The 25362-nt window shown below is 55.8% G+C and carries 28 protein-coding genes; 17 read left to right on the top strand and 11 right to left on the bottom strand.

What is annotated here, in order from left to right:
- Positions 1-212: 212 nt before the first annotated feature.
- The 3 genes from istA (C3F36_RS22365) to C3F36_RS23480 all read left to right on the top strand — a co-directional run bounded on the left by istA (C3F36_RS22365) (position 213) and on the right by C3F36_RS23480 (position 2928).
- Positions 213-1754: an IS21-like element ISAs29 family transposase gene (gene istA / locus C3F36_RS22365; RefSeq protein ID WP_104454439.1), complete on the top strand. Its 1542-nt coding sequence runs from the start codon at positions 213-215 to the stop codon at positions 1752-1754.
- 14 nt (positions 1755-1768) lie between these two features.
- Positions 1769-2524, top strand: a complete 756-nt coding sequence (gene istB, locus C3F36_RS22360) for an IS21-like element ISAs29 family helper ATPase IstB (protein WP_104454438.1) — start codon at positions 1769-1771, stop codon at positions 2522-2524.
- Positions 2525-2640: 116 nt separating this feature from the next.
- Positions 2641-2928: a hypothetical protein gene (locus tag C3F36_RS23480; RefSeq protein WP_158656181.1), complete on the top strand. Its 288-nt coding sequence runs from the start codon at positions 2641-2643 to the stop codon at positions 2926-2928.
- A gap of 376 nt (positions 2929-3304) precedes the next feature.
- Here the strand turns inward: C3F36_RS23480 and C3F36_RS22350 are convergent, their stop codons facing one another.
- The 6 genes from C3F36_RS22350 to hxsD form a co-directional block, all read right to left on the bottom strand.
- Positions 3305-3616, bottom strand: coding sequence for a M48 metallopeptidase family protein (locus tag C3F36_RS22350; protein WP_011899280.1), 312 nt, complete (start codon positions 3614-3616; stop codon positions 3305-3307).
- A 76-nt stretch (positions 3617-3692) separates the two neighbouring features.
- The gene (locus C3F36_RS22345) at positions 3693-3965 is read right to left on the bottom strand and encodes a DUF5334 family protein (RefSeq protein ID WP_042657574.1); all 273 of its coding nucleotides are present in this window, start codon (positions 3963-3965) and stop codon (positions 3693-3695) included.
- A 41-nt stretch (positions 3966-4006) separates the two neighbouring features.
- Positions 4007-4573, bottom strand: coding sequence for a His-Xaa-Ser repeat protein HxsA (hxsA, locus tag C3F36_RS22340; RefSeq protein ID WP_158513278.1), 567 nt, complete (start codon positions 4571-4573; stop codon positions 4007-4009).
- An 8-nt stretch (positions 4574-4581) separates the two neighbouring features.
- Positions 4582-5787 (bottom strand): His-Xaa-Ser system radical SAM maturase HxsC, encoded by a 1206-nt coding sequence (gene hxsC / locus C3F36_RS22335; protein ID WP_011899283.1) that lies wholly within the window; start codon positions 5785-5787, stop codon positions 4582-4584.
- Positions 5788-5790: 3 nt separating this feature from the next.
- Positions 5791-7245 carry a His-Xaa-Ser system radical SAM maturase HxsB gene (hxsB, locus tag C3F36_RS22330; RefSeq protein WP_011899284.1) on the bottom strand — a complete coding sequence of 485 codons (1455 nt, stop codon included), beginning with the start codon at positions 7243-7245 and terminating at the stop codon, positions 5791-5793.
- On the bottom strand, positions 7235-7525 hold the full coding sequence (gene hxsD / locus C3F36_RS22325) for a His-Xaa-Ser system protein HxsD (protein ID WP_157868080.1): 291 nt from the start codon (positions 7523-7525) through the stop codon (positions 7235-7237). The genes hxsB and hxsD overlap by 11 nt, the downstream gene beginning before the upstream one ends.
- 650 nt (positions 7526-8175) lie before the next feature.
- On the opposite strand from hxsD, the gene istA (C3F36_RS22320) reads away from it, so the two are divergent.
- The 4 genes from istA (C3F36_RS22320) to C3F36_RS22305 all read left to right on the top strand — a co-directional run bounded on the left by istA (C3F36_RS22320) (position 8176) and on the right by C3F36_RS22305 (position 13056).
- Positions 8176-9675, top strand: coding sequence for an IS21-like element ISPst3 family transposase (gene istA / locus C3F36_RS22320; protein WP_024012635.1), 1500 nt, complete (start codon positions 8176-8178; stop codon positions 9673-9675).
- Positions 9668-10471: an IS21-like element ISPst3 family helper ATPase IstB gene (gene istB / locus C3F36_RS22315; protein WP_104455939.1), complete on the top strand. Its 804-nt coding sequence runs from the start codon at positions 9668-9670 to the stop codon at positions 10469-10471. Before istA (C3F36_RS22320) ends, istB (C3F36_RS22315) begins: the two co-directional genes overlap by 8 nt.
- Before the next feature lie 354 nt (positions 10472-10825).
- On the top strand, positions 10826-11947 hold the full coding sequence (locus tag C3F36_RS22310; protein ID WP_010455375.1) for an ISAs1-like element ISPa60 family transposase: 1122 nt from the start codon (positions 10826-10828) through the stop codon (positions 11945-11947).
- Between the two features lie 92 nt (positions 11948-12039).
- A complete protein-coding gene (locus C3F36_RS22305) occupies positions 12040-13056 on the top strand; it encodes an IS30 family transposase (RefSeq protein ID WP_090523474.1) in 1017 nt (338 codons plus the stop codon).
- A 277-nt stretch (positions 13057-13333) separates the two neighbouring features.
- On the opposite strand, the gene C3F36_RS22300 is transcribed toward C3F36_RS22305, so the two are convergent.
- A complete protein-coding gene (locus C3F36_RS22300) occupies positions 13334-14365 on the bottom strand; it encodes an IS630-like element ISAhy2 family transposase (RefSeq protein WP_001809438.1) in 1032 nt (343 codons plus the stop codon).
- A gap of 128 nt (positions 14366-14493) precedes the next feature.
- Between C3F36_RS22300 and msrB the strand changes: the two genes are divergently transcribed.
- The 4 genes from msrB to C3F36_RS22280 all read left to right on the top strand — a co-directional run bounded on the left by msrB (position 14494) and on the right by C3F36_RS22280 (position 17288).
- On the top strand, positions 14494-14937 hold the full coding sequence (gene msrB, locus C3F36_RS22295; protein ID WP_003464965.1) for a peptide-methionine (R)-S-oxide reductase MsrB: 444 nt from the start codon (positions 14494-14496) through the stop codon (positions 14935-14937).
- Between the two features lies 1 nt (position 14938).
- Positions 14939-15478: a peptide-methionine (S)-S-oxide reductase MsrA gene (msrA, locus tag C3F36_RS22290; RefSeq protein ID WP_003464967.1), complete on the top strand. Its 540-nt coding sequence runs from the start codon at positions 14939-14941 to the stop codon at positions 15476-15478.
- Between the two features lie 140 nt (positions 15479-15618).
- Positions 15619-16323 (top strand): glutathione S-transferase N-terminal domain-containing protein, encoded by a 705-nt coding sequence (locus C3F36_RS22285; protein ID WP_003464969.1) that lies wholly within the window; start codon positions 15619-15621, stop codon positions 16321-16323.
- Positions 16320-17288: a magnesium and cobalt transport protein CorA gene (locus C3F36_RS22280; RefSeq protein ID WP_003464971.1), complete on the top strand. Its 969-nt coding sequence runs from the start codon at positions 16320-16322 to the stop codon at positions 17286-17288. Before C3F36_RS22285 ends, C3F36_RS22280 begins: the two co-directional genes overlap by 4 nt.
- Positions 17289-17492: 204 nt before the next feature.
- Here the strand turns inward: C3F36_RS22280 and C3F36_RS23640 are convergent, their stop codons facing one another.
- Positions 17493-17660, bottom strand: coding sequence for a hypothetical protein (locus tag C3F36_RS23640; RefSeq protein WP_016487060.1), 168 nt, complete (start codon positions 17658-17660; stop codon positions 17493-17495).
- 75 nt (positions 17661-17735) lie between these two features.
- Here C3F36_RS23640 and C3F36_RS22275 point away from each other — a divergent pair, with 75 nt between their 5' ends.
- Entirely contained in the window at positions 17736-18749 is a 1014-nt protein-coding gene (locus tag C3F36_RS22275) for a zinc-binding alcohol dehydrogenase family protein (protein WP_002118279.1), read from the top strand.
- 72 nt (positions 18750-18821) lie between these two features.
- The gene (locus C3F36_RS22270) at positions 18822-19259 is read left to right on the top strand and encodes a GlcG/HbpS family heme-binding protein (protein ID WP_104455938.1); all 438 of its coding nucleotides are present in this window, start codon (positions 18822-18824) and stop codon (positions 19257-19259) included.
- A 30-nt stretch (positions 19260-19289) separates the two neighbouring features.
- On the opposite strand, the gene istB (C3F36_RS22265) is transcribed toward C3F36_RS22270, so the two are convergent.
- A complete protein-coding gene (gene istB, locus C3F36_RS22265; protein WP_010675356.1) occupies positions 19290-20030 on the bottom strand; it encodes an IS21-like element helper ATPase IstB in 741 nt (246 codons plus the stop codon).
- The gene (istA, locus tag C3F36_RS22260; RefSeq protein WP_010675355.1) at positions 20017-21516 is read right to left on the bottom strand and encodes an IS21 family transposase; all 1500 of its coding nucleotides are present in this window, start codon (positions 21514-21516) and stop codon (positions 20017-20019) included. Before istA (C3F36_RS22260) ends, istB (C3F36_RS22265) begins: the two co-directional genes overlap by 14 nt.
- Before the next feature lie 199 nt (positions 21517-21715).
- Between istA (C3F36_RS22260) and C3F36_RS22255 the strand changes: the two genes are divergently transcribed.
- On the top strand, positions 21716-22009 hold the full coding sequence (locus tag C3F36_RS22255; protein WP_010591688.1) for a DUF1330 domain-containing protein: 294 nt from the start codon (positions 21716-21718) through the stop codon (positions 22007-22009).
- A gap of 325 nt (positions 22010-22334) precedes the next feature.
- Here C3F36_RS22255 and C3F36_RS22245 read toward each other — a convergent pair whose 3' ends face one another.
- Entirely contained in the window at positions 22335-22805 is a 471-nt protein-coding gene (locus C3F36_RS22245; protein ID WP_003464979.1) for a TlpA family protein disulfide reductase, read from the bottom strand.
- A gap of 467 nt (positions 22806-23272) precedes the next feature.
- On the opposite strand from C3F36_RS22245, the gene C3F36_RS22240 reads away from it, so the two are divergent.
- The 3 genes from C3F36_RS22240 to grxC all read left to right on the top strand — a co-directional run bounded on the left by C3F36_RS22240 (position 23273) and on the right by grxC (position 25340).
- Positions 23273-23875, top strand: a complete 603-nt coding sequence (locus C3F36_RS22240) for a sulfite oxidase-like oxidoreductase (protein ID WP_003464980.1) — start codon at positions 23273-23275, stop codon at positions 23873-23875.
- Complete coding sequence (locus C3F36_RS22235) at positions 23868-24614, top strand: ferredoxin reductase (protein WP_002118292.1); 747 nt, start codon at positions 23868-23870, stop codon at positions 24612-24614. Before C3F36_RS22240 ends, C3F36_RS22235 begins: the two co-directional genes overlap by 8 nt.
- 453 nt (positions 24615-25067) lie before the next feature.
- Positions 25068-25340 (top strand): glutaredoxin 3, encoded by a 273-nt coding sequence (gene grxC, locus C3F36_RS22230; protein WP_005005995.1) that lies wholly within the window; start codon positions 25068-25070, stop codon positions 25338-25340.
- Positions 25341-25362: the final 22 nt, after the last annotated feature.

Below are 25362 nucleotides of genomic sequence, written 5' to 3'. Positions count from 1 at the left end.
CGGCTGATCATGAACACCGATTCCGGTTCAACGTGAACACCATTTCCGGACCAATGTGAACGCTCATTCCGGTTCAACCTGAACACTTTGCCCCTCCTTTCCGGAAACAGTGTTCAACATCCCGGAATCACTGTTCACATTCACCGGAATCATCCTTAACGCATTGATTTAACAACCTTTGATACGCTCTCCCTTTTGCCAGGGAAGAGCCTATGTCTGCCAAGAGGATTGCAATGCGTAAAATTCGTGAAGTGCTGCGACTGCGGCTGGAGGCTGACCTCTCTGTTCGCCAGATAAGTTGCTGCACCAAGGTCAGCGTTGGCTCCATCCAGAAACTCCTCAAAAGTGCCCAGGCGCTCGGCCTGACCTGGCCCTTGCCCACCGAGCTTGATGATGCCCGACTGGCTGCCCTGTTCTATCCGCAGGCCGATACCACCATCTCGGCCCGCCATGTCGTGCCGGATTGGCCCTCTGTCCATCAGGAGCTCAAGCGCAAGGGGGTCTCCAAACAACTGCTCTGGGAGGAATACACCCAGCGCTATCCCAATAGCTGTTACAGCTACTCCCAGTTCTGCGACCGTTACAAGTCCTGGTGTCAGTTGCAAAAACGCTCCATGCGCCAGATCCACAAGGCGGGGGAAAAGCTCTTTATCGACTACTGCGGGCCCACGGTGCCCATCGTCTCGCCCTCCACGAGTGAGATCCGTCAGGCCCAGATCTTTGTCGCCGTGCTTGGTGCGTCCAACTACACCTTTGCCGAGGCCACCTGGTCACAGTCACTGCCGGACTGGCTGCAAAGCCATGTCCGTGCCTTTGAGTTTTTCGGCGGGACCCCGGCACTCCTGATCCCCGACAATCTCAAGAGCGGTGTCAGCAAGGCTTGCCGTTACGATCCCGAGCTAAACCCCAGCTACCAGCAGTTGGCCGAGCACTATCAGGTGGCAGTGATGCCAGCTCGCCCTTATAAGCCTAAGGATAAAGCCAAGGCTGAAGTGGGAGTGCAGATCGTCGAGCGCTGGATCCTGGCTCGTCTACGCCATCAGACCTTCTTCTCGCTTGCCGAACTCAACCAGTGCATCCGGGCTTTGTTGAATGAGCTCAACGAGCGCCCGTTCAAGCAGCTGCCCGGTAACCGACGCGAGGCGTTTGAGCAGTTGGACCGCCCGGCACTGGGGTCACTACCGGTGCATCCCTATCGCTATGTCGCCATCAAAACGGTCAAGGTCAACATCGACTATCACGTCAGCTATGAGCAGCACCATTACTCGGTGCCGCACCAGTATGTGGGTCAGCAACTGGAGCTCCATGCGGGCGATACCCTGCTTCAGGTCTATCACCAGCAACAGCTGGTCGCGAGCCATCCACGTAAAACCATCCCGGGGATGAGCACGCTCCCTGAGCACATGCCGGAACGTCACAGCAAGCAGCAACGCTGGACGCCAGGGCGTCTTAAGCAGTGGGCTGCTGACATCGGACCGGGCACCTTGTGCTGGGTTAGCGAACGGCTGGAAGAAAAAGCCCATGCCGAGCAGGCATACCGACTCTGCCTGGGTCTACTGAGTCTTAGTCGAGAGTATCCGCCATCACGGGTCGAGGCTTGCTGCCAGTTGGCTAACCGGGAAGGACTGGTGCGGCTCAAGCAGCTCAAGTCGGTGCTGACCAGTGGCCGCGACCAACTGCCCGCAAGCCCGCTGAGCTACCCAGAGTTACCGCAAGAGCACGAGAACATCCGTGGCCCCCAGAGCTTCCACTAAAGAGGATACGCCCCATGACCCAACAAACCCTGACCCGCCTGAGAAACCTGAAACTGACCGGCATGGCGGATGCCGTGCAACAACAACTTGAACAGGCGAGTACCTACGAAGGGCTGCCCTTCATCGAGCGGCTAAGCCTGCTGGTCGAACACGAACAACTGAGCAGGGAGCAGCGTAAGCAAGCTCGGCTGGTCAAGCAGGCAAGGCTCAAACTCCAGGCCACGGTGCAGGAGCTGGACTACCAGTCAGCACGCAACCTAGAGCGGTCACAGGTAGCAAACCTGGCCCAAGGAGAGTGGCTGCGCCGGGGCCAGAACCTGCTCATTACCGGCCCCTGTGGCTGTGGAAAAACCTACCTGGCTTGTGCGCTGGGCTACCAAGCCTGTCAGCAAGGGCATAGCACTCGTTACTACCGGCTGCCGCGTCTGCTACTTGAGCTGAGCCAGGCCAAGGTAGATGGCAGTTACGCCAGGCTGCTGGGTCAACTGGCAAGGATAGAGCTGTTGATCCTGGATGACTGGGGACTAGAAGCGGTGAATGCCGAGCAGCGCAACGCCCTGCTGGAGATCATGGATGATCGGTACGGGAAATACTCGACGGTAGTGGTCAGTCAGCTGCCAACGGAAGAGTGGTACGCGAGCTTGGGGGACAACACTCTGGCAGATGCGATCCTGGACCGGCTGATGCACAACGCTCACCGGCTGTCACTGAAGGGAGAATCGATGAGAAAGAGGAGAAGTGAGTTGACCCAATCTGAACACTCGAGTTAGAAACGGGGTGACGTGAGCGCGTTAAGGATCAGGGTGTTCACGTTGGCCGGAATGGCTGTTCAACTTCGCCGGAATACGCACGGGTACTGCTCCAGAATATCGATAACCGTTGGGTCATGTTCGAAGTAAAAAAATGGGCGTCGCTCACCACGGCTGAGCAGATGATGCTCACGTTTGGTCTTGTGACTATACACAATCTGACCCTGCCCATGGGTATGGGACTGTCGCACTGTGACCCAGGGCCGATACCCCCAAGCCTGGATGTCTCGGTTGTATCGCTCCGTTTTGGCGATTTCCGCATCTGTGATAATTGGCTGCTTAACCATCTTTTGTTTCATGACCGCTCCTATCTGACTTGCATACAACCTAGTCAGCAGGCAGGGGATCGTCAACAACAAGAATGAACGTAAGATGTTGTTTTATCTTATTTATTTTTATAAATATTAACTGATGATGCTGCTGTGGTGAAAACTCCACACGTATTGAATTTTTATATTTCCCCTTTAAAAACAAAAACTTACCTATATGCGCATAAATACACACAACAGTGCATATTTATTTTTATAAATAATAAGTACAAGTTTTTTATTCCAATTTAGATATAAGAGGACAACTGATATAGAGCATGATTCTGAGGCTATCGATTGTTCTGCACAGAAAAAATGGCCTTTTCGGCCATGAGAGGGATCCTTTGAGGATCAGTAGAAGGCATCAGTACCAAAGAAACAGCCCGGCAAGGGTAACCTGCCGGGCTGTGGGAGTGACTGACGATCAGATAACTCACGCCAACAATCGAGCCGCCATCCCATCCAATCGCTCTTTTGTCTTTTCCCAGCCTGGCATCACTTGGCTCATCAGCCGAAACGACTCGCTGTGGTTGTGCTCGGCAATGTAGCAGAGCTCGTGCAGGATGACGTAATCGATACACTCGCGAGACGCTTTGACGAGGTGTGGGTTAAGCGTGATCCGGCCATGGGGGGAACAGCGCCCCCACAGGGGGATGATGCGAATAAGCCACCAAACACAATGCCATGCCTTTATAACAAGTTGAATTTTAAGGACTAAAAATTTCAATTTTATTGTAGAGGACACTTATTCGCACCCTCCTTAGCTGGTCAGGGCACGGTGCTCAACCGATTAGAGGTATTACCCAAGTGAAACTGCGAAGTCATTCCATTTCAAATGTCCGATATTCACCTGATTCATGATCATATACTTCTACCTCTGCACCACTACCACTAGACTCTACGCTCTCAACATCCGCTGAACGATACTCTCCATAATCATGGTCATAATATTCAATTTCCTCCCCAGCTCTTACTAAATTACCGCTTTCAATCTCAATGTCACTCCCAGAATCATTGTCAACACCTTCCCATGCATAAATATTAGAAGACATTATTGCAGCAAAGAAAGCTAGAGTGATTGTTATTTTTTTCATCTGTAATCCTTTTTAAATTAAGTTAAGAATGCCCGGATGACTCACTGAATTTGAATACCCAAACTTGTGAGTAAGGAGGTCGTCAGTGTTCCCGTACTACTTAACCTGTTATCACTCTGATAGCGTTTTATCTGGGCGCGGGTTTTCGGGCCAATCTTGCCATCGATAATACCTACATCATAGCCTTTGGTGAACAGTGCTAATTGCACCCGCATGACCAGATCCATCATGGCGCTATCATTGGCTGTCAGCCGTCTGGCTGGTGAAGTGACTTCGAGAGGGGCCTGCAAGCTTTGGTTAAGGCTGTTTACACTGCTGCCATATGCTCGCGAAGGCACAGCGACAGGGGCCGAATAGGTCGAGGTGCCGTAGCCTGAGTAGTGAGAACGATGACTGGAGTGCGAGCGATGTGAACTGTGCGAGCGATGTGAACGGTGGCCTGCATAGAGGTTGTTCACATCCATGTTCAACGAGGCTTCCATGTTGGGCAAGTTGTCTAAGTTCAACTGATTGAAGGCGTCATCGGAGAGATGCGCTTCGCTAGCCGTGACCCCATGCCCACTTAGCACACCCAGACCCAGTACACCCCAACGCTGCAACGTGGACATTAGTTTTTTCATAACAAATTTATTACTCCAATATAAGAGTCATCATCAACACTACATAATGATTTAGTTAAAACACCCGACTTGTGATCAAGGTTCGACGCAAAGAAGCCACAGCAGACTGCCTTCGAAGCACAATCGTCACAACCTTGCGGGAATCCATTTTTCCAGTCGGAAATACTTTGCGCGGCAAAATCGCGCAAACTCAGCGGCAAGTGACAATGCGGAATATTGTAAAGGCAGTACTGCACATTATTCATTTTCAGGGTATTCATGGCAGAGCTTAACGCGGGCAAATGCTCAGCAATGGGAGAGTACACCGTAGCGTAATTTTGCTTGGCAAAGCCCGTAAATTCGATCCCCATAAGGGCAACAAAAGAGACAAACGATAAATTTCTGACAATAAACTCACACAGCGCTTCGATATTTCTGAGTACATCTTTCGTCAAGACGATCCGCAGTTCGATGGACTGTTCAATCGTTTTTAGGTGATAGAGGCCGTTGATGGTCTGATTGAATGCCCCGCGAGACTGCACATGGTAATCGTGATCGCGGGCCATTGCCCCATACAATGGGACACCCCATAGCACCCGCTCATGCCCAATCTGCTGAATCTCATCGATCAGCTCCCTATTACTCAGGTTTTTTCCATTGGTCAAAATATGAAGCTGGGTTTGCGGCAATTTCTGGTGGCAATGGGTCAGAATTTTCAAAAAATCCGCCCCTAACGTCGTCGGTTCACCGCCGCTGATCCCCAAAGTGCGCGGCTCATCGTCCAACAAATCAATGATGTCCAGTGCATCATTCACCCGCCACGCGTCATCCACATTTTTCGGCGGCTGCGAGCACATGATGCAGAAGTTATCGCACCGCTCTGTCAAGAACAGTGAGTTGGAGTCACTGCGCTGCTTGTAGGCGATATACACGGCATCCGTTAACGTCACAATGATGTCGCCATCGTCAAGGCGCTCACCTTCCTCGGTGACGTGAATGATTTGACCGTCAAAAAGCGGGGTTGCATGGTCATAAATGACAATAGCCCCCCACTTGATGGAAAGCAGGGCTTCGCCTCTATATTGCCCGTCGGGGTAGATCAGGCATAACTCGTCCGGTGATCTTCCTGTGGCGATGTAGCTATCAACTGTCGTTACCCGCAACGGGCGGCGAGTTGTAGAGGGATAATGAATGACCGCTCTTAATTTCAGTTTGAAGCTCATCGCTCACTTACCCCTTGTGACCCATGAAGTGAATACATCCTTGTTCTCTTCAAGGAGGCTGAACAAGTGGCGATACAACGGTTTCTGCTTATTGCAGAAGTCATTCTTAGCCCTGTGTCCACCCAAGTCGCCAGTACGGGAATAGTTCTGGATGGGGTTGGCACCACAGTAGGGTAAATAGGCGCAATAGGCGCAAGCCGGAAGGGATTCGGCCACCCCGCTCATCAATATCTCACCCATCACATCCGACGAAATCAGCTCCACATAGGGCGCCTCTACTGAGCCCAAACAGAATTTGTTATCGCCCATGTCATAGAGCATTCGGGCTTCATCGGACGGGTATACATAGCTGTTGTAGTGATAGACCAGCACCCCGGTGCCATCGCCACAGGGCGAGCGCAGATCCACATAGCCCACCGCACGTCCGGTCAGCATGTTGTTCAGTGCCAAGGACGCCGTGACTTCATCTAGGTAGTAGCCTGCTTTATTGATATCGATGATGTATTGCAGGCTCTTTTGATAAAACGCGAAATACTCGGCAGAGGTATAGCTGACCTTGCTTTCCCTTTTGACGGCAAAGCCATACATGTTGAGCGGCCGCAAGAATATCGAATGGAAGCCATGCTTCACATACTCATCTACGATCTCCTGGTGAAAAGGTAGACTGTCTTTGGTGATGGTGGTCATGGCGGCGATGGCCTCATCGCCAATGGCCTCTCTCACCTTTCGAATACCCGCAAGGGTACTTTGATAGCTATTACCACATGAGGATGGCCGATTTTTGTTGTGTAGCGCTTCTGGGCCATCCAGCGACGTTGAGATCTGAATACTGTGGAGCTTGATAAAATCCAGCATCTCATCGGTAATGTATTGCAGGCTAGTGGCAATGACAAACACGAGGCTCTTGCCATGCACACTGTTTTTTTCGTGAGCGTAGTCCACGATAAATTTAATTAAATCGAAGGCGAGCAAAGGCTCACCTCCCTGAAACTCAATGGTGATGCGCTGGTTGGGTGATTCGAACACCCGATCTACCGCATTTCTGGCCGTCTCTTGTGACATGTCGTGCTGTGACGATGTCACTGATTTGCGGCTCGCCTGACAATACTCGCAAGAATTTCCACAACGCAATGTGATCACAAAGATATGCAGTCCCGGCCCGCCACTGAGGAAAGATTTGCGCTGCCTGTATTTGGCTGATAAACAGCGCAGTGCATACGAATCCTCAGAACCTGCCAAGAAACTCTTTCGTTTTAACTCTTGATATAACTCAGTGTCAGTTGGCAGTTCGCCAGCCACCAATTCTTGCAATTCTCGATCCTGAATAAATGAAAATTCACCAACTGCATTGACGATGAGTACTTCATCTTGACTCAAGCGTTCAAAGTTAAAAGGAAACAGTGTATAGTCTTTATCTTTGTCAGCAAAATAGGCTTTATTCTTAAATTTATTTCGCATCAACCGGTTCGCTCCATGCTTCACGCAGCGCAGCACACACCAACGCCTCTTTCACTACCTTCGTTTTTTCCTCAATCACTACCCGCAACTCGTGGTCAATCAGCGCATTTTTAAATTCAGCCTCAAAGTCGCTGGCTATCGGAGTGGTATCCAATGCCGCAACAGTAATGAAATACATTCCACTTTTCATTTGAATTTCGAAATTAAAATTACCTGCAAACCCGTAACAAGTTCGCAATATGGCATCTTTACTGAAAAAAGGGTCGATAATTACGATCATGATTACACTCAGGAAATACATATGAGGAAAACAAAGAACTCTTCAACTATACCAAAAATGAGGTATCGAAGTGAATTTTCAAGTTAGGATTTTTTAGATTATCTAAGCTATGCTTGCGTTAGCTCAATGTTTAGGTGCAATGCCCACGACGGAACATCGCATACTTAGTGTTGTGAATGGCTGATGTTGTTACCATTATGTGTTGGTGAGTTGCTTTACCCCTTCATGTGCCTATCGTTGGCCCTCCTTCGGTACCCAGATTATCCTTTGGCACCATGCCGGTGCTTAGCCCGATAGGGAAATTTGAGTAATAACGCAAACTTTTGTATAAAGTATACCGCGCCCTTGATATATGAATGCTACTGATCTACTAACGACGGTCTAATAAATTCTTAATTTGTAATTTAATTACGTTTTATCAAACCAAGCATAAAAAAGGCCCTGCTATTGCAGGGCCTTTTAGTTTCCAACTTAAATGGTCGGTTTCCAACTTCAATGTCACGGTATCCAACTTAAATGGTCGTGATCACCTGATTGTTGCCGCTGACCGAAAACTGACCCAGTAGAGGCTGTTCTGCCGACTGAAAACTGACCCAGGTGTTCAACTGCTTCTGCTCAATTTTTGAGCAGGAGAACACAGGGTGATCAGTATGGAAATGATGGGCAAAATTCGCCGGATGTATTTCCGCGACAAGCTGTCGCTGCATGAGATAGCCAAGCGCACCGGGTTGGCGCGCAACACGATTCGCAAGTGGGTCAGAGCACCTGAGGCCAAGCCGCCGGTCTACCAACGCCGCGCGATCTTCAACAAACTCAGCCCTTTTCACGCCACGCTGGAGCAGGCGCTAAAAGCCGATTCGCTGCGGCCCAAGCAACAGCGGCGCAGTGCCAAGGCGCTGTTGGCGCAAATCAAAGCCGAAGGTTATGACGGTGGCTACAGCCAGCTCACCGCGTTTATCCGTGCCTGGCGAGGGGGACAGGGCAAGGCGTCGCAGGCCTTTGTGCCGCTGACCTTTGCTCTTGGCGAGGCGTTTCAGTTTGACTGGAGCGAGGAAGGCTTGCTGGTCGGCGGCATTTACCGGCGTATGCAGGTGGCACATCTGAAGCTGTGTGCCAGCCGTGCGTTCTGGCTTGTGGCGTATCCGAGCCAGGGCCATGAGATGTTATTTGACGCCCATACACGCTCGTTCGGCTCCTTGGGCGGCGTGCCGCGCCGGGGCATCTACGACAACATGAAGACCGCCGTCGACAAGGTCAATAAGGGCAAAGGCCGGGCGGTGAATGCGCGCTTTGCGGTGATGTGCGCGCATTACCTGTTCGATCCGGACTTCTGCAACGTCGCCGCTGGTTGGGAAAAGGGCATCGTTGAAAAGAACGTGCAAGACAGCCGCAGGCGTATCTGGCTAGACGCCCAGGACTGCCAGTTTCACTCCTTCGAGGAACTCAATGCCTGGCTGGGCCAGCGCTGCCGCGCGCTTTGGAACGAGCTGACGCACCCTCAATACAGCGGGCTGAGTGTGGCCGAAGTGCTGGAGTTGGAGCGCGCTGAACTGATGCCTGTGCCAGCGCCATTCGACGGTTACGTCGAGCGGCCTGCGCGGGTCTCCAGCACCTGCCTGGTCAGCGTCGGGCGCAACCGCTACTCGGTGCCGTGTGAGTATGCGGGTAAGTGGGTCAGCAGCCGTTTGTATCCGACGCGAATCGAGGTGGTGGCTGACGACGCGCTGATCGCCAGCCATGTCCGCTTGCTGGATCGCGACCAGGTCAGCTATGACTGGCAGCACTACCTCCCGCTGATCGAACGCAAGCCCGGTGCGCTGCGCAACGGCGCGCCCTTTGCTGATCTGCCGGCGCCGCTGCGTCAGCTTAAGCACGGTCTGGGGCGTCATGCCGGCGGTGACCGGATCATGGCGCAAGTTCTGGCTGCCGTACCGGTCGCCGGGCTCGATGCGGTGCTGGTGGCTGTTGAGCTGGTACTGGAAAGCGGCAGCCTGAGCGCCGAACACATCCTCAATGTCGTGGCGCGCCTGGCCGCGACCGAACCACCACCCAGCGTCGAAACCCACTTGTCGCTCAAGGAAGCCCCCGTCGCTAACACGGCGCGCTACGACCGCCTGCGTGGCCAGACCGAGGAGATCGGTCATGCGTGATTTGATGGCGGAACTCAAGGAGCTGCGCCTGCACGGCATGGCCACGGCCTGGGCGGAGTTAACTGCACAGGGTGAGTCGAACACAGCCTCGTCCAAGTGGCTGCTCGAACACCTGCTGGAACAAGAGCACACAGATCGCGCCATGCGCTCGGTGAGCCACCAGATGAACATGGCCAAGCTGCCGATGCACCGCGATCTGGCCAGCTTCGACTTCAGCGCCTCCAGCGCCGACGCTCGCTTGATCAGCGAGCTGGCCAATCTGAGCTTTACCGACAACGCGCAGAACGTGGTGCTGATCGGCGGCCCAGGCACCGGCAAAACCCACCTGGCCACCGCACTGGCCGTGTCCGGCATCACCCAGCATGGCAAGCGCGTGCGCTTCTACTCCACGGTCGATCTGGTCAATCTGCTGGAGCGCGAAAAACACGACGGCAAAGCCGGGCGGATCGCCCAGGCACTGCTGCGCATGGATCTGGTCATCCTCGACGAACTGGGTTATCTGCCCTTCAGCCAGGCCGGCGGTGCGTTGCTGTTTCACCTGCTATCCAAGCTGTACGAACACACCAGCGTGGTGATCACCACCAACCTGAGCTTCGCCGAATGGTCGAGCGTGTTCGGCGACGCCAAGATGACCACCGCCCTGCTGGATCGGCTGACCCACCACTGCCACATCGTCGAAACCGGTAACGAGTCCTATCGCCTGCAACACAGTAGCTTGGCGGCCCAGGCCAAGATCAAATCACGGGAGCGAAAGCGTAAGGGCGGCCAGGAACCGGAGGACGATGAGCCGTTCTGATTTCATGGCGACGACGGCCTGCTACATGGCTGCGTGTGGCAGGTCTTAAACAACTGAACTGGGCTAGCGAAGGAGTGGGGGCAACAGCAGCTGCGCTGGTAGACTTATCCACAGTTGCTGGTAACAAAATCAGCAATCCGCCCTGGGTCAAATTTCAATCGGCAGGGTGGGTCAATTTTCCATCAGCGCCAACACACTAAGCAACCATCAGAAAATTTTGACTGTACGCCAAAAAATTCGCATCTACCAGCATCTAAACAGGCGTTGCAGGGCAATAGCATGAACGCCTGCCGATTTGAATGAGTCCTTTCCCAGCGGGCATCCTGAGCGCCTCTCTACTCAGGATGCCCTGCAATGTCGCATCACATACCAATCTCCGATGTTCTGGTCGCCATCAATGATCCCCGTCAGCAGGGCAAGATTCGTCACGACCTGGTCGAAACACTGGTCGTGGCTATCTGCGGCGTGCTTGCCGGCGCTGACACCTTCATCGAAATCGAACTCTGGGCTGAGCAGCGGCTGGACTGGTTCCGCCGTATTCTGAAACTACCCCACGGCATTCCCTCACACGACACCTTTGGACGGCTATTCAGCCTGATCGATCCAGAGGAGTTCGAGCAGGCCTTCCGCTGTTGGGTTGCGGCGATCCTACCGGCCCTTTCTCCGCAAGTGGTTGCCCTAGACGGCAAGACCAGTCGCCGCTCCGGCAAGAAAAACACGGCCCCGTTGCACCTGGTCAGCGCTTTTGCGGCTGATTCAGGGCTGATTCTCGGGCAGAGGGCGACCTCCCAGAAGTCCAACGAGAAGACCGCCATTCCTGAGCTGCTGGCCACACTGGCGCTTGAGGGCTGCACCGTGACGATCGATGCCATGGGTACCCAGCCGGACATTGCACAGGCCATTCTCGATCGCGGGGCGCACTATCTGCTGGCCATCAAGGGAAACCAGCCGAAGCTGGCCGAAGCGATCGATGACTTCGCTGACACCTTTTTGGACGGCGATCCTGCCCGGGTACCCCATGCGCACTTCGAGCATGTCGAGAAGGACCATGGCCGGCTGGAGGTTCGTCGCTGCCATGTTTTCGACCAACTCCAGTGCCTGCCACAGCCAGAACGCTGGCCAGGACTGCGCACTTTCGTGATGCTGGAGTCCGAGCGGACTGTGGGCAACCAGACCAGCCTGGAGCGCCGTTACTACATCAGCAGTCTTGCTCCGGATGCAGAGCGCATCGCACATGCCATCAGGGCGCACTGGGGCGTGGAGAACCGCGTCCACTGGTGCATGGATGTCATTTTTGGTGACGATCAGATGCGGATCCGAACCGGGCATGCTGCCCACAACATGGCCGTTCTCAAGCAACTTACATTGAATTTGATCCGGTTGGATCCGGTCAAGCGCAAGGGTGGCATCAAGGCACGAAGGCTGATTGCTGCAACCTCTGATGATTATCGGGCTGAACTATTAGGTCTCAGGTGAGCTTCATGCGATTGCCTTGACAGGCGTTGTTGATTATGGCGGCCGCGGAAACTGAGTGCAACACCTGAACCTTTCGGTAAGGTGTCGGCCCTATGTCCTATCACGAACTCAGCATTGAAGAACGCGTCACGATCCAGATCGGCCAGCTGAACGGCTTGAGTCAGCGAGCAATCGCCGGTCTGTTGGGCCGTAGTCCATCCACAGTCAGCAGAGAGCTGCGTCGTAACAGTAGGCCGAAAGCTGCGTACGTTGCCCATGCTGCTCAGAGCCGAACTCTTTCCCGGCGCAAGGCCTGTCGGCCGAAGCGAAGGTTGCTGCCCGGCAGCGAACTGTTTGAGCTGGTTATCGCCCTGTTGCGCCAACGCTTTTCTCCAGAGCAAATTGCCGGCAAGCTGCGCAGCATGAGCATTCCCAGTTTTGAAGACGCCTACGTCTGTCGTGAGACCATCTATAACGCGATCTACGCCTTGCCGGTTGGCGAGTTGCGTAAGGAGCTGATCATCTGCCTGCGTCAGGGCAAGAGCTCGCGAAGACCTCGCAGTGGCGGCGTTGACCGTCGTGGGCAAATTCCCGACATGGTCAGTATTCACGTGCGCCCGCCTGAAATTGAAGACCGCCTTATGCCAGGACACTGGGAAGGTGACCTGATCAAAGGCAAGGCCAATGCATCGTCTGTCGGTACATTGGTTGAACGGACCAGCGGCTACTTGATGCTGGTGAAGATGCGCGACGCGACGGCCACGTCGGCGATGGAGGGCTTCAGTGCAGCGCTTAATCGGATGCCGTTGGCGGTGCGCAAGAGCATGACTTACGACCAGGGCCGGGAGATGGCCAAGCACGCCGAGATCACGCAAAACACTGGTGTAGCCATTTACTTCTGCGACCCGCATAGCCCTTGGCAGCGAGGCAGTAACGAGAACATCAACGGCTTGATTCGCCAGTTCCTGCCCAAGGGCACAGATCTGTCGGTACACAGCCAGGAGCAGCTGGATGAGATCGCTTACCTGATGAACATTCGCCCGCGCAAACGCTTCAACTGGAAGTGCCCGATTGAAGTCATGACAGAGGTGGTAGGAATGCATCATGCTGCGCCTGCTTCAATTCAATAACCGTGTTGCACTCAGCCCCTGCAACCGCCTATCATAAAACACTGACACTGTATTATATAATCGTGCTTTTGTGTTATTTTTTTAATATTTACTGATTACGTACTTGCTTAACCACTCAGTTGCGCTAGAACTAATAGACGCGAAATTTAAATCTCTAATTTTCCAACACTTAGTAAAACCTCGTTTGCCATCCCACTACCATTGTAGGAGCAAATCAGGAGACATAAAAAATTAGCGGTAGCGTGCCTGGCCCTCTAAATAACTGATCCCAATAGTGCTACACCTTCGCTGTGCCATAGCCATTCCCCGGGAAAGGAGACACGGTATCCATGAAGTGTTTCACTCGGGCCAGCAGGTTTGCCATCCCTCTGCATTGATGATTGCGCGTGATGGTTTCATGTAACTTGTGCCATAGCCGTTCTATGTGATTAACCCAAGGGCTGTAAACTGGCTGGAACACCAGGCAGAACTTGGGATTCTTCTTCAACCATCGCTCGGTCTGTTTGCTTTTGTGAATGATGTAGTTATCGAGGATCAACGTGATGGTTTTGGCTCGTCGGTAGTGGTGGCGCAGCTTTTCCAGCATGGCAATAAACAGCGATGAGTTTTTCTTGATCCCGCTGACGTAAAGTACCCTTCCGTTGCCTGCGTGGAGAACGCCTGCCAGATAATGCTTGGCATTCTGCCCCGGTGTGACAACCCGCTTTTGCTGCGCTCTGAACATCCAGTCGGCTCCTAATTTGGGATTGAGGTCTATATCGACTTCATCCTCATAAAACACCGGATTATCGGCATCACAGCGGGCCAGCGCGGCGTCGATATTCGCCATTTTTTCCTGATAGGCTGGGTCTTTTATCCGCAAGGTCGGCACGGGCCTGCGCCAGACAATGCCCATACGAGGTAACCATCGGCGGAGCGTGGAGGCTGCCACATTGAGCCCTGTTAATCGATTGATTTTTATAGCCAATAGTTCAGTACACCAACGGCTGCGCTGATAACCAAAATCTTGCGGAGAAAACTGCATGAGCAGCACCAGTAAGGTGACAATCTTGGCGATAGGTAAGACTGGGGCACGGCCAGCCGGTAAGGCTTCTAGCGCATCTATGCCTTCATCTCGATACCACCGAAGCCAACGACCGATGGTCGAGCGCGCAGCGCCGGTAAGGTGATGAACATCGGTGATCGTGCGTCCTTCATGTAACAGCAAGATGGCCATCAAGCGACGAGCATGTCCTTTATCACGGGTGGCATGGATGATTTTGTGAATGCGGCGCCGTTGTGGTCGTGGCAGAGGTGGTAGGATAGGCATCAACTCAGTCCTTTGGGTGTGGCTTGTTTTGTTTAGCGACTAATCAGATCGCACAAACTGGACTGAGTTCCCTTCCTCCGGTGATCTACTATTCGGAACAGCTATTTAGATAAGTATTGGAGACTGTAATGAAGTTTGAAAAGTCACAGACAGCAATCGACCACCTGACTCCCGAGCAACACCGAATTACCCAGGAGGCGGGCACCGAAAGGCCCTTCACGGGCGAGTACAACGACAACAAGGAGCCTGGCATCTACGTCGACATAGTGTCGGGAGAGCCACTGTTCGCTTCGACGGACAAGTTCGATTCGGGTACTGGCTGGCCCAGCTTCACCAAGCCGATCGTTTCGGCAAACGTGAACGAGGTGCGGGACAGCGCACACGGCATGGTCCGGACGGAGGTCAGGTCAGTACACGCAGACAGTCATCTCGGCCATGTGTTCCCCGATGGTCCTTCCGACCGCGGCGGTCTGCGGTACTGCATCAACTCAGCGTCCCTTCGCTTCATCCCGCGCGACGAGATGGAGTCCGAGGGATACGGTGAATATCTCGATCAAGTAGAGGAGGCTTAACATGCATCAGCGCGCTGTTCTCGCAGGAGGATGTTTCTGGGGCATGCAGGATCTGATCCGCAAGCGGCCCGGCATCATCTCGACCCGTGTGGGTTACACGGGCGGCGATATTCCGAACGCCACGTATCGTAATCACGGCACGCATGCCGAGGGGATCGAGATTGTCTTCGACCCGACAGTGACGAGCTACCGGAACATCCTGGAATTCTTCTTCCAGATCCACGATCCGACGACGCTGAACCGCCAGGGCAATGATCGTGGGCTCTCCTACCGGTCGGGCATCTATTATGTCGACGAGGAGCAGAAGCGCGTCGCCGAGGATACGATCGCCGATGTGGATGCCTCGGGGCTGTGGGATGGCAAAGTGGTGACCGAGGTCCAGCCGGTCGGCGAGTTCTGGGAGGCCGAGCCCGATCACCAGGATTATCTGGAGAAGCGCCCGGGCGGCTACACCTGCCACTTCGTCCGTCCCGGCTGGGTGCTTCCGAAGCGCCAAAAGGTTGACGACGTACAGCCAGCGGCCGGGACCGCGGCGGAATAGGCTTCACTGCCGTTGCCACTGCGCCGATCCGGTCCGCAATCTTCGTGACCGCGTCGTTCAGCGACGCGGTCATCGAACCCTACTTCAGAGTGACGGCTCGTTCCAGTCAGTCGCCATCGCAACACCAGGATCGCAGATTTATGCCAGACCTCTCGTCCTTTCCGATCACGCAGCGCTGGCCGGCATCTCATCCCGATCGCCTGCAACTCTACGCAGCCCCTACGCCCAATGGCGTCAAGGTCTCGATCATGCTTGAGGAGACTGGCCTGGCGTACGAGCCCCACCTGATCGACATCTCGAACAACGAGTCGAAGGATCCGGCGTTCGTGTCGCTGAACCCGAACGGACGCATACCGGCGATCATCGATCCGGCTGGCCCTGACGGTAGACCCATCGCCTTATGGGAATCCGGTGCGATCCTCCTCTATCTGGCCGACAAGACGGGTCAGTTCATCTCCACCGAACCAGGCCAGCGTTACGAGACCCTAGCGTGGGTGTTCTTTCAGATGTCGGCCATCGGGCCGATGTTCGGTCAGCTCGGCTTCTTCCTGCGATTTGGCGGCAAGGACTATGAGGACAAGCGGCCGCAACAGCGCTTTATCGACGAATCCACGCGTCTGCTGGGGATTCTGGATCGCCGGCTGGAAGGCCGCGACTGGATCGTCGACGACTATTCGATCGCGGACATCGCGACGCTCGGCTGGGTGAATGCGCTGGTGGAATTCTACGCTGCGGGTGACATCCTTGGCCTCAGCAGCTTTTCGAACGTCCGCGCATGGCTTGGACGCGGGCTGGCTCGACCGGCCGTCCAGCGTGGCCTCCACATTCCCGCGAGGCCAGCATGAGCATCATCGCCGCCTATTATTACAACGAAGGCAAGCGAGTTCGCGAAATCGCGCTCGATGAGCACGTCAAGTTGGGCGAGAGTCGCTCGGGCTTCTGCTGGATCGCGCTTAGCGAACCCACCCCCGAGGAACTACTCGCGATCCAAAGGACATATAATCTTCATCCGTTGGCGATCGACAACGCGATGCACCCGCTGTGCCCGCCCAAGCTCGAGGTCTACAACGATGAGTTGTACGTCGTCGCGCAGACCGCCGAGCTGGTCGGCGACCGGATCAGCTACGGCAAGATGGCGATCTTCACCGGTCACAATCACCTTATCACCGTGCGGCACGGCAATGCCGGAGCGCTGGGCAAACTTCGGGAGCAACTCGAGGCATCGCCGACGCAGTTCGGCAAGGGTGTCGACTATGTGCTGCACGCGATCTTGCATCGCGTGGTCGACCAGTATCTGCCCATCTTCGAAATGATCGAGGACGACGTCCTGGCGATGGAGCGACGGTCGCTGCACGATTTCCTCGGGCCAGAAGAGGTGGCGCGAATCTTCGAACTAAGGTCCGAACTCACGCGGTTCCAGCGCACGCTCGGGGCTATGGCCGAGCTGGTGCGAAAGCTCGTTCGCGGCCACTTTCCCTGCATCAGCGCCGAAATGACACCATATTTCCACGACGTCGCGGACCATGTCCACCGCGTGCAGTCCATGGTCGACGGCCTCCTGCTTGTCCTGTCCACGGTCTTTGAGGCCAGCAGCCTTCTTGAAGCGCAAAGGACGGGGGTGATCACCCGCCAGCTGGCGGCTTGGGCGGCAATACTGGCAGTCCCGACGGCGATCGCTGGAATATACGGCATGAACTTTAAGCACATGCCGGAGCTGGACACGGCCTACGGATACTTTGTCGTGCTCGGAGTGATAGCGATATCGTGCGTTTTCCTATTTGTGCGCTTCAAGAAGGCTAAGTGGCTGTGAATACTGCCCATCGTTTTCTTCGCCGTCATCTGACGGTTACAGCGGGCCTTATACGGAAGCTTGTCCAATCCAACTCAAGATGAAGGTGCGTCCATGACATAGCAGCTGACCGACGCTCTACAAGCAGTTCAGTCCTTCATCGCCAAGGGCTAAGACCGCGAATAGCGCGTCAAGGACAGCAATCTCGTCGATCTCGAGCCAGGATCAACCATCGGTCCGTGCGGCATCTGCGTCGACGCGGCGTTTCGCCTCGGAAGCGGTGATGATGGCGATAACGCCTCCACCCTCTACGCGATCACCGATCCGGCGACCGAGCATAAGGGCCTGTTGATCGACGTGTTCGATGAAATCTGCTACCGCGACCCAGTTCAAGAGTCGGGACCTCAATGTAGAAGAAGTTGACTAACGAGCATTCGCGTCATCCGATCAAGCAAGCTGGAGACATTTATGAAAGCCATTGGTTACAAGGTTCCGGGACCCATCGCCGCGGATGCCGCGCTGGTCGACATCAATCTGCCTCGGCCTGTCGCTGCAGGATACGATATCCTGGTTGAGGTGAAGGCCGTCTCGGTCAACCCGGTCGACTACAAGGTCCGCAACAGCACGCCGCCGGCAGATGGCGATTGGAAGGTGCTGGGATGGGATGCCGCCGGGATTGTGCGCGAGGTCGGCCCCGACGTCACGCAGTTCGAGTTAGGCGACGAGGTCTATTATGCCGGATCGATCACACGGCCCGGTACCAATGCGGAGTTCCATCTCGTCGACGCCCGGATTGTCGGTCACAAACCTGCGTCGCTCTCCTGGGCGGAAGCGGCGGCGCTGCCGCTGACGACGTTGACGGCCTGGGAGGCGATGTTCGACCGCCTGGACGTGGCGAAGCCCGTACCCGGTGCGGCGGAGGCGATCCTCATCATCGGTGGCGCGGGCGGGGTTGGGTCGATCGCCGTCCAGATCGCGCGACAGCGCACGGACCTCACCGTCATCGCCACAGCCTCTCGACCGGAAACCCAAGAGTGGGTAAGAGGGCTTGGAGCTCACCACGTCATCGACCATTCTCGTCCGCTCGCGCCACAGATCGCCGAACTCGGCATCGGTGCTCCCGCTTTCGTCTTTTCGACCACGCATACCGAGCAACATGTCGCCGACATCGCCGAACTGATCGCCCCACAAGGACGGTTCGGACTGATCGACGATCCCAAGGCATTCGATATCATGGTTTTCAAGCGCAAGGCGGTGTCGATCCACCACGAGCTGATGTTCACGCGGTCGATCTACGGCACGCCCGACATGAATGAGCAGGGCGAGATTCTGGATGCGATGGCAGCGCTGGTTGACGACGGCAAAATCCGCACGACGCTGACCCGGCGACTGTCGCCGATCAATGCCGCCAATCTGAAGACGGTGCATGCACTGATCGAAAGTGGCGCGGCTAAAGGCAAGATCGTCCTCGAAGGCTTCTAACGACCGCGATCGCCAAACATCTTGTCCAACCTCAAAAAGCCGAACGGGTTATGCCCCAGCGATGAGAATCCCATGACCAAATCTATTGCCACCGCCTCGATCAACCGCGAAACCGCAGTCGCCCTCATCGACGCGGCGCTCGCTGCGGCCCGTGCCATCGGCATCCCGGCTGCCGTCGCCGTCGTCGACGCCACCGGTAACCTGCGCGCGTTCGAGCGCACCGACGATGCGCCGTTCCTTACCGTCGATGTTGCCATCGACAAGGCCTGGAGTTCCGCCTCGTTTGGGTTCCCGACCCATGTCTGGAACGACTATGTGACCAACGATCCAAAAGTGGCGCCGCTAGCCTATCGCCCTCGGATGGTCGCTGTCGGCGGCGGTTATCCGATTCTGGAGGATGGGAAGTTGATCGGCGGCATAGGCATCTCCGGAGGCAACTATCAGCAGGATCAGGATGCGTGCGTCGAGGCACTCATGAAAATCGGGTTGTCAATCAGCATCGAAAAATGACCAGGGTTCAGCGTCCAAAATTGACCAGGGTTAGCTGGCTGATTTCATCCTCTGTTTGAAGCGGTAGGAGTCGTTTCCTGTCTCGATGATCTCGCAGTGATGGGTGATCCTATCCAACATCGCCGTTGTCATCTTCTCATCCGTAAATACCTTGCTCCATTCGCTGAAGGCCAGGTTGGTGGTCAGGATCAGGCTGGTGCGCTCGTACAGCTTGCTGATCAGGTGAAATAGCAGGGCGCCACCGCTTTCGGCAAACGGCAAGTAGCCCAGTTCGTCCAGGATAACCGCATCGACATTGACCAGCCGGTTGGCAAGCTGCCCGGCTTTGCCTGCCGCCTTCTCCTGCTCCAGTTGGTTGACCAGATCCACCACGCCGTAGAAACGCACTCGCTTGCCCCGGCGCACGGCATTGCGCCCCAGGGCGATGGCCAGATGGGTTTTACCCGTCCCGGTTCCGCCTATCAGCAGCAGATTGCGCTTCTGCTCCAGGAAGTCATCTCTATCCAGCGCGGACAGGTGCACGGGGCTGACCGGGGTGTCTGCGGTCTCGAAGCTGTCCAGGTCCCTGGCCAGCGGGAACTTGGCGATGCCCATCTGATAGCGGATCGAGCGACACTGACGTTCGGATTCTTCGGCTTCGATCATCCGTTTGAGCCACTGCTCCGGCGGTGGTAAGGGACGCTCCCGATGCGCCAGCAGCTCGTCGCACAGCGCCGCCATACCAAACAGTTTCAACCCCTGCAGGCGCTGGTAAATTTCATCGGCTGACATGCTGACCTCCCGGTAACAGGCTGTCATAGCGTTGGCAGTTGGCCTGCGGCGGCTGTGCAAGCGGCACCACCTGAGCATGGAGCTGTGGCACCTCGACGGGGCGGCGCAGCCGCTGCAGGTGGTTGAGTACCAGCTCGGCCGAGCTGCCGCCCAGCAGCAGTACCTGCTGGCAGGCTTGCTCCAACAGGTCGAGTCCGTCCTGCCGGGCAGCCAACAGTAGCTTGACCATGTCCCGGTCACCGCCCTTGCGGCTCAGCAGTTGCTGCTGTAAGCGGCTCAAAGCCGGCGGTAACACCCACTCCTTGAAGGGAGCACCGTGGCGCAGCGCGCCGGGTTTGTGCTCGAGCAGGCCGAGGTAATGCCAGGGGTCGAACTGGGTCTTGTCCCGGCCAAACTGGCGGGGATGCTCGGCAATAAGCTCGCTCTGGGCATACACCTGGAGCCGGTCAGCGAAGACCCGGGCTGTGACATGACGATGGGCGTAACGGCTGTCGACACTGTAGGTGTTGCGGTCGAAGTGGATGAGGCAGGTGCTGTCAACCCGCAGCTCCCGCTCCACATAGCCATTGAAGCGCGCAGCCAGGGGGCGCAGGGTGGTCCGTTCCTGCTCGAAGCGCTGCCACACTGTTTGCGAGGGGTCGTCCGGGTGGGGGCGTGTTTGTGCTGCCTGCTCCAGCTCCTGGATAAGCCGACGGTTGAGCTCGGCCAGGCTGTCGACCTTGCGCCGGGGTGTAAAGCAGCGCCGGCGCACATCCTGAACCTGTTTCTCAACCTGGCCCTTTTCCCAACCCGAGGCAGGGGTGCAGGCTACCGGCTCAATGACGTAATGGCTCATCAGCGCCAGGAAGCGGGGATTGAAGCGGCGCTCTTTCCCCTCAAGTACTTGGTCGATACAGGTCTTGAGGTTGTCGTAGATGCCCTGGCGTGGCACGCCGCCCCAGTAGTGAAAGGCCGCATCGTGAGCGGCAAACACCATCTCCTGGGTTTCGCGAGGAAACACCATGACGAAGGGCTGGCGGCTGTGGGTGAGGCGAAAATGGGCAGCCTTGACCCGCTGCACCACGCCGCCGATCTCCACCTCTTCCTCGCTCCAGTCAAACTGATAGGCCTCACCAGCCGCGAACGTCAGGGGGACAAAGGCAGCCACTTTGGCTGACTGCTGTTTATAGTCACGGACGAAGCGCTGGACGCTGTCGTAGGCCCCCTGGTAGCCCAGGCGTTGTAGGTCTTCGAAGAGTTGCCTGGCACAGCGGCGTTGTCGCTTGGGCCGCTTGGCATCGAGGTCCAGCCACTGGGTCAGTGTCGACTCGAATTCACCGAGCTTGGGCCTGGCTGGCTGTGGACGGCGGTACTTGGGCGGTTCGGAGGGAGGTTGGCGAAGGTATTTGCGAACGGTATTGCGAGAGAGTCCTGTGACTTTAGCGATGGCGCTGATGGACTGGCCGTCCACCTGATGCATACGCCGGATCTTCAACACGGTTTCCATGATTAACACTCCAGGTTCTCCGATCCAAAGATCGGATAGTTGCACACACTCCGGGGTGGTCAAAATTGGACGCTGAAAACCCCGGAAACCTGGTCATTTTTGCGCGCTGATCAACAAATCGGGTTCCAGTTGCCAGCCTGACGACTGTGAGGCCATCACCGGTGGTAATGGCCAACAGATCCAACCTTTGAGAGGCCTAATGATGGAAGCGTTCGTCGTCTTTACGCGGGAAGAAACCAGCGACCCACATGCACTCGCAACCTATTCTGCAGGCGTCGGACCATCGTTCGATGGTCACGACGTTACCTTTCTCGCCGCTTATGGCGCGATCCAGCATTTGGAGGGGCCGCCCATCGAAGGGGCCGTAATCTTGCGTTTCCCGACGATGCAGGCCGCTCGCGACTGGTATGACAGTCCCGCCTACCAAACCATCGCTGCTCAACGCTTTGCCGGTTCCCGTTACCGCGCCTTTATCATTGAAGGGCGGCGGTGACATACCGACAGAAGCACTTCGGCGCTGACCACGAGGTATCGGCGTGTGAACTCGCATCTTGGGAATCTGTGGGGGGGACCAAGACAGCGGCGCTAGGGGCTCATATCGTCGATCGGATCAGAGAGTTGCTCGGCGAGAATGGGTTATCTATTGCCGAGCTGACGGAGCGGAGCCGCCCTCTCCCAACGGATTGATTCAATCGTTGACGCTCCTCCTATCCGGATCCGGGTTTTCGCACGCTGATCAACAGAGTTACAGCGCGCAACGCCTGTAGTGGGCATCAGGGGATGGGTGGCAATCAGGATGATTGCCCACCTTCCAACGATTAACCTTGCTCAAGTTGCTTCACTAGTCGCTCCGCGTCGAGATGGAAGTCCGAGAAAACAATGCTACCGCCAGCGTCGATAACCGTAAACCACGGAGTTCCTCGTGTGCGGTAGTCTTCCATGAAGGTTGGAAACGGCGAGCCGGTCGGTTGCTCGTCGTGACCGAAAACGATAGGAAGCTCATACTTGAGCTGGTTCACGCGCAACTTCTCGAAGGTATTCTCATGCGTTCCTTCGAAGACGGTCTGGATCACTGCGAACCCCACGTCTTTTGAGCTCAACGCTGCATGCAACTTTTGTAGCGTCGGAAACCCATGCAAATGGCAACCTTGGCACCAATGCTGGAAGGCAAACAAGATTTTCGGGCCGGGCCCGATATCTGACAGTTTGAACGGCGCGATACTTTCCCCATCTTTGCCAATCCATTTTTGCACCCGCAGCTCAGGCGCTTGTCGTTCGATCTCGTTCATCTGATCCTCCAACCCCGATACAGAAGCTTAGTGGATGATCGCGCGTCGCGACGGTGCGCGAACGTCCGACCTTATTTTCCCTATTTCCTGAAGCCAGAATAGATCAGATCGACATTTCGTCCTTAATATACTCAAGCTGCCGGCGAGCGCGAACTGGGCAACCATGCGCTGGTGAGCCTTGAGCTTTGCACGCTGCCCATCCGTTTGAGAGCGAACCTGCAACTTCCGCTCCGCATACCGCAGATCAGCGTACGCAGCCTTGGGGTTATCTACCCTATAGCCATTGGGTATTGGGAATCATGCTGGCCTGACGCTATGTTCGATACGCGATTTTTTACGATGATAGAGCATCTGTATCTGATTTTTAGTCGATTGGCTTATTCGGCGGATGTGCGGGCAAATGCTTTACGCAGAGTACTGAAATGAAGGCCGGCTTCGGTCTGCCGTATCGAGCAAGAGGGGTCACTATGGTCACCAGAGGTTTCACCGGTCGCGGTTCAGGCGACCAGTCCGATCGGATTCCGCCAGGTCAGCATCTGGTGGAGGATTTCCCTGTTCTGTCGGCCGGCCCTACGCCGAGGGTAGAGCCCTCCGACTGGAAATTCACAGTCAAAATTGGTCCGAAGCCCGTCAAAACGTGGAATTGGGGAGAATTCAACACTCTACCAAAGACCCAGGTGACAAAGGATATTCACTGCGTCACCTCTTGGTCCAAACTGGATACCGTTTGGGAGGGTGTACTCATTGAAGACATCCTTGCAGATGCAGAGCTTGATCGGCCTACCGATTTCGTCTTGGCGCACTGCTACGATAATTATTCGACAAACGTCCCTCTGACGGATCTGCTTTCCGGGAAAGCGATGGTCGCCCTCAGTTATGCGGGCAAGCCACTTTCCCGCGATCATGGGGGGCCGGCGCGTCTTCTAGTGCCGCACCTTTACTTCTGGAAATCCGCCAAATGGGTGAATGCGCTGCAATTCACGACGCGTGACGAGGCCGGCTTTTGGGAGCTGCACGGCTATCACATCTACGGCGATCCGTGGCGCGAACAACGATACACCCATGACTGAAAACGAAGCGCAAGTCCGTTCGTGGCAATCATGCGTGATCGACGACATCATCCAGCAAACACCGAGTATCAAGAGCTTCTTCCTTCGGTTGAGCAAGCCGTTCGCGCACACCGCAGGTCAGCACGTCGATATCCGGCTGACCGCGCCCGACGGCTACAGTGCAATGCGCAGCTACTCGATCGCGTCATCGGCAGTTTCGACCCCGATCGTCGAGATAGCTATCGAGCGCATGCCGGATGCCGAAGTTTCGCCGTTTTTTCACGACATCGCGGCGATTGGTGACGAAATCGAAGTTCGCGGTCCGCTCGGTGGCCATTTCCTTTGGCCTGAGCCTGCCATAGATCCGGTTCTGTTGATCGGGGGAGGCTCCGGCCTCGTGCCGTTGATGGCAATGATCCGGCAGCGCCGCGCATTGGCCCAAGCCGTTCCGACAGCGTTGCTCCTGTCCGCACGAACCGCCGAGGACGTTCTCTTCTCAGAAGAACTTCATTGCATCGAAATCAGCGATCCGGCGTTCGTCCTGGCGCTCGCGATTACGCGCGAGAAACCGGTTCGCGCATCGGACTTTGCGCGACGGATCGACGGCATGATGGTCCAAGAAATTCTAACCAGGCTTCAGGGAAAGCCGACGCAAGTGTTCGTCTGCGGGTCTAACGGATTCGTCAACATCGCAACCGATAGCGCGCTGCTGGCGGGCTTGGACGCCTCCATCATCAAGACGGAGCGCTACGGGGGCTAGCGGCGCGAGCTATCTCACGTCGCGCCGATCGTAGACGTGCGCCCTGGGAAGCTTTGGCGATCAACGTGAACCGTTTTGCCGAACACAGTCTTCGTACCCCCCGGCCTCTAGAACGCCTTCGCTCGCGATACCTGGCTCGACATCAAGCTCAATTTGAAAGTTCCTGCACTATCCGTCGTCCTGATATGCTCGACCAGCATGATGGGCGATTCGAGCGGGACCGCTTCCGTCCCAATCGAGGCTCGGTTACCTTAGAGCATCGGCTCGGCGCTACAGGAGGCGCGTGCGGCCTCTGCCTGGCGGTGAAAGCACTTTGGGCCATGTCGCCTGGATAGCGGCCAATCGTCAGCATCTGCTCCGATGTCGGCCAAGGTGCAGTCGCCATCTTTGAACGCCGCGAATTGGAGATCAACGCCATGACAGCGATCCGCGTGCAACTGCCGGAGATGCAATATGACAACTGATGTATTGCTGTACACCACGAATTGGTGCCCGTTCTGCCGCCGAGCGAAGGCGCTCCTCAAGGAAAAGGGCGTGCGATGGAAGGAGCTCGATATTGAGGCGGATCCGGCTCACCGGCAGGCCATGGCGGAAGCGTCGGGGCGAAGCTCCGTGCCGCAGATCTTCATCAATGGCACCCTTATCGGTGGCTCCGATGAGCTATTCGCGCTCGATGTCAGAGGCGAGCTCGACAAACTTCTCGGGCGCAACCCGCCTGCCACCTGAGGAGGTGCGGCTTGGGGCAGCC

This window comes from Aeromonas sp. ASNIH2 (assembly GCF_002934795.1).
GTDB classification, from domain to species: Bacteria; Pseudomonadota; Gammaproteobacteria; order Enterobacterales; family Aeromonadaceae; genus Aeromonas; species Aeromonas caviae.
The sequence above is the reverse complement of the archived record's forward strand: the minus strand, read 5'-3'. Positions and strand labels throughout refer to the sequence as shown.